3 protein-coding genes are annotated in these 7,981 nt (G+C 66.7%); all 3 read right to left on the reverse strand.

The features are described 5' to 3' along the window. On the reverse strand, positions 1-887 hold an 887-nt coding region (locus tag SALPAC4_RS25380), incomplete at its 3' end, for a S8 family serine peptidase (protein ID WP_033775433.1). Between the two features lie 297 nt (positions 888-1,184). Continuing rightward, positions 1,185-4,922: a S8 family peptidase gene (locus tag SALPAC4_RS0116785; protein ID WP_029127505.1), complete on the reverse strand. Its 3,738-nt coding sequence runs from the start codon at positions 4,920-4,922 to the stop codon at positions 1,185-1,187. A gap of 171 nt (positions 4,923-5,093) precedes the next feature. Then, positions 5,094-7,981: S8 family serine peptidase (locus SALPAC4_RS25385; protein WP_080642029.1), on the reverse strand; the 2,888-nt coding region annotated here is incomplete at its 5' end.

Genomic DNA, 7,981 nt, shown 5'->3' on the forward strand with positions numbered 1-7,981 from the left:
TCCTGCCGCTGTTGGCAGCGCTCTACGTCGGCCGCACCGGTGCCGGCGATGGTGGAGGCGACGTGGGTGCCGTGTCCGTTGACGTCGGTGGTGTCTTCGTCGGGGACGAAGCTGACGCTGTCCTTGATTTGGTCGGTGAGGTCGGGGTGGGTGGGGTCGATACCGCTGTCGAGGACGGCGACGGTGGCGCCGTCGCCGTCGTAGCCGGCGTCCCAGGCTTCGGGGGCGCCGATTTGGGGGACGCTGTCGGCGAGGTCGGCGTGTACCTGGCCGTCGAGCCAAAGCTTGGTTACACCGCTGGTCCGGGTCTGACTGGAGCTGGCGGTGAGGGTGGTCCAGAGGGTGCGGGTGTCTTGCTTGTCGGTGGTGAGGGCGTGGCCGTTGATGGCGGGTAGGTCGTGGGTGAGGGTGGCGCCTTCGGGTGCGGTGGTGGTGGTGCGGGCTGTTTCGGGGTAGGTGGCGATGAGGGGTAGTTCGGTGGTGTGGGCGTCGTCGTAGCCCATGTCGATGAGGTCGGTGACGTTGAACAGTCGTTGGTCGAGTCGGTCGTCGGCGAGGAGTGGTTTGGCTTCGTCGGGGATGACGTAGAGGTCGTCGCCGTGTTGTTGGACGCTGAAGCCGCCAGTGGTGTCGTCGGGCTGGTCGACCTCGGCGATGGTTTTGCCGCCCGTGAGGGCGCGGACGGTGACGATGTCGCCGGTGACCAGGGTGACGGTCTGTGTGCCGGTGATCGTGCCTGCGGGGGTGGTTGTGGGGGGTGGGCCGGCGGTTGCCGCGGTGGGATTGATCGCGGCGGCGGAGGCCGTGATCATCCCGGCTGCCACGACGGCGGCGATCAACCGCCGCCGTGCCCCGCCAGCGGCGAAGGGTCCTGGATAGGAGTTCATGGATCTAGTTCTACTGATGTTGCTCGACCAATTGAATAGCTTCTGCTGGCGGTTAGCCGCCACTGCACTACTTCGCCACCGCGTGACGGGCATCTAGGGGAGTTGCTCTCCAACGGTGACTCCGCTGCTGGGCGTCTTGACTGGTCGGCGGGATGAGGGCCAGCTCCGTGGCGTGTGGCGCGGTCGCCTGTGTTGGGTAGGGCCAGCGGGGTCCCCGGAGCGTTGTCGGTTCGGGAACCCCGCTGGCTGGGTCAGTGTCCCCGGAGCGTCGTTGGTTCGGGGACCCCGTTGGTTGGGTCAGCGCAGGCCGTAGGCGCGGATGAGTTCTTGTCGGATGGCGAAGCCGGCGTCGGTTTCGGCGGCGGCGCGGAGGGAGATGAAGCCGTCGGGTTGCTTTGGCAGTTTCAGCTTTCCGGTGTGGCGGTCGTTGTCGCCCGGTTTGAGGGTGACGGGTTTCCAGGTGATGCCGTCGTCATAGGAGACCTCGAGCTTCACTGAGGTGATGGTGCCGGTGCCGGAGCCGCCCGGCTGTGGCCTGGCGGTGATGCTGATTTCTTGTTTGGTGCCGGCTTTGACGTCGCCGCGCAGGTCGGTCTCCAGGTCGTAGTCGAGCTGCAGCAGGGTGAGGGGTTCGGGGGAGTTGGGGTCGGCATCGTTGGTGCTGGAGATGAAGTCCCACTCGGTGTGGGTGCGGGTGGAGAGTCGCCAGTCGTCGGCCGGGCGCGACGCGTCCAACACCAGCCGGTACGGCAGCGTGCCGGCCGGCACCTCCTTGTTCGGCAGGGAGGAGTCCGTGGTTCTCTCGTGCAGCAGGGTGTCGCCCTGATAGAGCTTGATGTGCTCCTGGGCGGAATACCCCGTCGTCCCGCCGTAGTCGAGCACGCCCGAGGGGCTCCAGGGGAGCGGGTTGAGAGTCATGTAGTCCTGGTACCGACTGTTTCGAAGATAGGAGGACTGGTTGAAGGCCGGTCGGATAGCAGGTGCGAACCAGTTTACTCTGCTGGTCGTGCCTTTCGCGTAGGTGCGTTGGTCGGCCCTGACGTTCCAACCGGACTGTTCGTGGTGTTCGATCCAGGGGATTTCGGGGGTGACCCATTCGGTGCGGGTGCCGGGGTGCGACTCTGGCTCGCTAACCGCGATCGGGTGGCCGATGGCCGTGCTAGCGCGGAAGCCGGAACCTTCGGTGTCGTTGACGGCGTGGTATCGGGCGTCGATTCGGGCCAGGTCGTGGTGGCTGGGGTGGTAGGTGAGCGGCTGGTCCGGCACCTGATCCCGCCAGACTTTGGCCAGGTCATAGATGGTGTCGGGGTACTGATCCTGGGTGACCTTCAGCGGCGGCATGCCGTGTTCGGCGAGTTTGATCAGGGCGTTTCCGATGTCGCGGTGGATGCTGGCGACGGGGATGGGGGAGTTGCCGACCTCTTCGTGAAGGATTCCGGGGTTGTCGTTGACGACCAGGAGCATTTCGGCTCCGGCGGCTGCTGCGGCGGCGGCGCGGTCGGGTGCGCTGACCTCGTCGTTGCGGGTGACGACGGCGATCTTGCCTTCGGCGTCGAGGTTGGCGTAGTCCTCGGGGGCGCCGGTGCCGGCGTAGATGGGGCGTAGCCATTGTGTGCCGGTGGTGATGGTGCTGCCGGGTTGGACGGCGGCGTCGATGGGGAGTATGCCGAGGGCGCGCAGGCTCAGGACTGGTGCGCCCTTACGCCATGTCGCCGCCATGGCGAACGAGTTTTCGGTGGTCTTTTCGATCGGTAGGACGTACAGGTCGTCGTATGCCGCCGGGATGAAATGGAAGTAGTGGTAAGGGTCGGCACCGGTGCCGTGGTCGATGGTGTACTGGAGTAGGCGCTGTCGGTCTTCGGTGCGTTCGGGTGTGGTGGTGTCGAGGAGTCGGGCCTGGCTGGCGTCCAGGTTTACCTCGGTTGGTTTGTCGAGCACGACCCTCGGGGCGGCCAGTAGGGCGTAGCCGAGGGAGTCCGCTTGCTCACCCGGGATCTCCGCCTTCGTTTCCAGCGTGTAGGTCCCCGGTGGCAGGCGCAGCGTCCGTTCGCCATCGACTGGGATGTACCGGCGGAACCAACTGTCGTCCGCCTGGAACAGGATGAATGCCTGGGTGGGGTCGCCCTTGTGGTCGCGGAGTTTGATGGTCAGGCCGTAGCGTTCGTCTTCCTTGAGGAGGCCGAGGGCGGTGCGGGTGATGGTGCCGCCGGTGGTGGGGTCGGTGCCGACGAGGTGGCCGGAGTGTGAGCCGATGGCGATTCCACTCGGGTCAGCGGTCACCGGGACGTCCACCTGGCCGCCCGCGGGCACGGTCACCGTGGAGTCGTTGAGGGTGAATGCGTCGCTGCCGGTGATGGCCAGGTCGAGGGTGACTGGGGTGGTGCCGCTGTTGGTGATGGTGACCGGTTCGGTGGCGGGGGTGTCGGTGGGTTGGTGTGGCCATTCGAAGTAGCCGATGAAGGCGGAGCCGGCGGCGCGTACGGTGCTGTTCACGGCCGCTTGCACGTCGAGTCGGCCGGTGCCGACCTGGAACGCGGTGTAGCTGTCGCTCAGTGCCTCGGCGCTGCTCATCAGGGCGTCTTTGATTTGTTGGCCGGTCCAGTCGGGGTGTTGCTGGGCGAGGATAGCCGCCGCTCCGGCGACGTGTGGGGCTGACATTGAGGTGCCGGTCTTGATGGTGTACATGCCATTGCCGGCGCTCTGTTGGGAGCGGGCGGCGTTGATGGCGACGCCGGGGGCGGTCAGGTCGGGCTTGAGCCCTCCGCTCCCGGCCAGTGGTCCGACGCTGGAGAAACCGGCGAGCTGGTCCTGCTTGTCCACAGCGCCGACGGTCAGCGCGCTTTCGGCGTTGCCAGGAGTGGCGATGGTCATTGCGTTGTTGCCGGCGGCGATGACGAAGAGGGTGCCGTGCTGCGCGGAGAGGTTCTCCACGGCGAGGGTCACCGGGTCGAGGACATCGGTGCGCGCCTCGAAGCCGAGGCTCATGTTGATCACGTCGGCGCCGGATTCGGCGGCCCACTGCATGCCGGCGATGACCCAGGAGTCGTAGCCGGCGCCTCCGTTGTTCAGGACTTTTCCGTTGAGTAGGTCGGCTGCGGGTGCGACGCCGGTGTTGTCGCCGTCGGAGGCGGCGCCGGTGCCGGCGATGATCGAGGCGACGTGGGTGCCGTGCCCCTGCGGGTCGGTGGTGTCCTGGTCGGGGACGAAGCTGACGCTGTCCTTGATTTGGTCGGTGAGGTCGGGGTGGGTGGGGTCGATGCCGGTGTCGAGGACGGCGACGGTGGTGCCGTCGCCGTCGTAGCCGGCCTCCCAGGCTTCGGGGGCGCCGACCTGGGGGACGCTGTCGGCGAGGGTGGCGTGCACCTGACCGTCGAGCCAGAGCTTAGCGATGCCGCTGTCCGCGCGGGTCTGATCGGAGCCGGAAGCGGAGCTGATGGTGGTCCAGAGGGTGCGGGTGTCTTCTTTGTCGGTGGTGAGGGCGTGGCCGTTGATGGCCGGTAGGTCGTGGGTCAGCGTTGCACCCTCGGGGGCGGTGCTGGTGGTGGTGCGGGCTGTTTCGGGGTAGGTGGCGATTAGCGGTATGTCGGTGGTGTGGGCGTCGTCGTAGCCCATGTCGATGAGGTCGGTGACGTTGAACAGTCGTTGGTCGAGTCGGTCGTCGGCGAGCAGGGGGATGGCTTCGTCGGGGATGACGTAGAGGTCGTCGCCGTGTTGTTGGACGCTGAAGCCGCCGGTGGTGTCGTCGGGTTGGTCGACCTCGGTGAGGGGTTTGCCGTCGGCGAGGGTGCGGACGGTGACGATGTCGCCGGTGATCAGGGTGACGGTGTGTGCTTCCGGGGCTGTGGCGGGTGTGGCGATCGTGTGCGTGCCGGTGACCGGGCCTGCGGGTGTGGTTGTCGGGGGTGGGCCGGCGGTCGCGGCGGTGGGATGGATCGCGGCGGCGGAGGCCGTGATCATCCCGGCCGCCACGATGGCGGCGATCAGCCGCCGCCGACGTGACCCGCCAGTGGCGAAGGGTCCTGAATGGGAAGACATGGCACGGTTTTACCGTCGATCGTCGGCCAAATGAACAGCTAGCGACCGGCGGGTAACCGCCACGACGCCACTCCGCCACCGGGTGACGGTGATGGAGCGTCGTCGTCTGCCTTGCGTTGGGGCCTGCAGGGGTCCCCGGAGCGTTGTCGGTCCGGGGACCCCGTTGGTCAGTTATCGCAGGCCGTAGGCGCGGATGAGTTCTTGTCGGATGGCGAAGCCGGTGTCGGTTTCGGCGGCGGCGCGTACGGAGATGAAGCTGTCGGGTTGGTCCGGCAGTTTCAGTGTTCCCGTGTGGCGGTTGTTGTCGCCCTGTTTGAGGGTGATGGGTTGCCAGGTGGTGCCGTCGTCGTAGGAGACCTCAAGCTCCACCGAAGTGATGGTGCCGGTGCCGGTACCGCCGGGCTGTGGTCTGGGGGTGATGCTGATTTCTTGGCGGGTTCCGGCTTCGACGTCGCCTCGTAGGTCAGTTTCCAGCTCGTAGTGGAGCTGCAGCAGGGTGAGGGGTTCCGGGGTGTGCCGGTCAGCGTCGTTGGTGCTGGAGATGAAGTCCCACTCCGTGTGGGTACGGGTCGACAGTCGCCACTCGTCGGCCGGGCGGGACGCGTCCAGCACCAGCCGGTACGGCAGTGTCCCGGCCGGCACCTCCTTGTTTGGCAGGTAGGCGCCGATGGTGTTCTCGTGCAGCAGGGTGTCACCTTGGTAGAGCTTCATGTTGGTTGGCACCGAGCCGTACTGCATGTTTCCGGCGTGTTCGAGCTGGCTGCCCGAAGGGCTCCAGGACTGTACGTTGAGGAGCATGGTGTCCTGGTAACGGCTGTTGCTGACGCTGTAGCCGCGGCCGAAAGCGGGCCGGACGGCGGGCGCGAACCAGTCCACCTTGGTGGTCGTGCCCTTCGCGTACGTGTCTGTGAACGCCCGGTCCTCCCAGTCGCCCTGTGTGTGGGTTTCGTGCCACTCCATGCCTGGGGTGACCCATTCGGTGCGGGTGCCGGGGTACTGCTCGCGCTCGGGGGACCCGATTGCGGGGATGAAGGTCAGGTCGTAGCGATAGCCCCCGCCAGTGGTGTCCTGGACGGCGTGGTAGCGGGCGTCGATTCGGGCTAGGTCGTGGTGGCTGGGGTGGTAGGTGAGGGGCTGGTCCGGCACCCGCTCTGACCAGGCCTGGTTCAGGTCATAGATGGTGTCGGCGTACTCCTTCTGGGTGACCTTCAGTGGCGGCATGCCGTGTTTGGCGAGTGTGGTCAGGATGCTTCCGATGTCGCGGTGGACGCTGGCGACGGGGATGGGTGATTCGCCGACCCATTCGGAGAGGACTCCGGGGCTGTCGTTGACGATCAGGAGGAGTGCGGCTCCGGCGGCGGCCGCGGCTGCAGCCCGGTCGGCTGCGCTGATGTCGTCGCTGCGGGTGATGACGGCGATCTTGCCGTCGGCGTCAAGGTCGGCGTAGTCCTCGGGGGTGCCGGTGCCGGCGTAGACGGGGCGTAGCCACTGGCTGCCGGTGGTGATGGTGCTGCCGGCCTGGGCCAGGGCGTCGATGGGGAGCAGGCCGAAGGCGCGCAGGCTCAGGACCGGGTCACCCTTACGCCACCGGGCCCCCAGAGTGAACGAGCTCTCGGTGGGCTCCTCGGTCGGCAGGACGTACAGGTCGTCGTACCAAATCGGAACTCGGTAGGCGAATCGGAAGCTGTCGGCGTTGGGGTAGTCGACGGCATAGTTGAGAGTGCGCTGTCGGTTCTCGGTGCGTTGGGGGGTGGCGGTGTCGAGGAGCCGGGCCTTGCTGGCGTCCAGCGTTACCTCGGTTGGTTTGTCCAACCCAATCCCTGGGGCGACCAGGAGGGCGAGGCCGAGGGAGTCAGCTCGTTCACCCGCAACGTCGAAGTCACTGCTCAGGGTGTAGGTACCGGGTGCGAGGCGCAAGGTCCGCTCACCGTCGACGGCGACGTATCCGGCGAACCTTTCCCCGGCCTCGTTTAGCAGGACGGTCGCGCTGGTGGGTTCGCCGTTGCGGTCGCGGAGTTTGATGGTGAGGTCGTAGCGTTCGTCTTCTTTGATGAGGCCGAGGCTGGTGCGGGTGATGGTTTCACCGGTGCTGGCATCGGTGCCGATGAGGTAGTCGGTGTGTTCGCCGATGTCGGCTGTTGTTGGGTCGCCGGTTACCGGAACGTCTATTTGGCCTTCGGCCGGCACGGTGACGGTGGAGTCGTTGAGGGTGAACGCCTTGTTGCCGGTGGTGGTGAGGTTGATGGTGACGGGGGTGGTGCTGGTGTTGGTGAGGGTGACCGCCTTGGTGATGGGGGTGTCGGTGGGTTGGTGTGGCCAGTCGAAGTAGCCGAAGTAGGCGGAGCCGGTGGCTTGTACGGGGTTGGCTACTGCTGCCGCTACGTCGAGGCGGCCGGTGCCGACCTGGTATGCGCTGTAGGTGTCGGCTAGGCCCTGGGTGCTGCTCATGAGGGCGGTTTTGAGTTGGGTGTTGGTCCAGTTGGGGTGTTGTTGGGTGAGGATGGCGGCGGCTCCGGCGACGTGTGGGGTGGCCATGGAGGTGCCGTCTTTGCTTTGGTACATGCCGTCGCCGGTGCTGTGTTGGGAGCGGGCGGCGTTGATGGCGGCGCCCGGGGCGGTGAGGTCGGGCTTGAGTGCGCCGGTGCGAGCGAGGGGTCCGGCGCTGGAGAACCTGGCGAGTTGGTCCTGTTTGTCGACGGCGCTGACGGTGAGGGCGCTGGCTGCGGTGCCGGGGGTGCCGATGAGTCCGCCGTAGTCGTTGCCGGCGGCGACGATGAAGAGGGTGTCGTGTTGTGCGGAGAGGGTGTCCACGGCGAGGGTCAATGGGTCGAGTCCGTCGGTGCGGGAGGAGTCACCGAGGCTCATGTTGATGATGTCGGCGCCGGATTCGGCGGCCCACTGCATGCCGGCGATGACCCAGGAGTCGTAGCCGATGCCTCCGTCGTTGAGGACTTTGCCGATGAGGAGGTCGGCTGCGGGTGCGACGCCGGTGTTGTCGCCGTTGGAGGCCGCACCGGTGCCGGCGATGGTGGAGGCGACGTGGGTGCCGTGTCCGTTGA

Source organism: Salinispora oceanensis, assembly GCF_000383575.1.
Classification (GTDB): Bacteria; Actinomycetota; Actinomycetes; order Mycobacteriales; family Micromonosporaceae; genus Micromonospora; species Micromonospora oceanensis.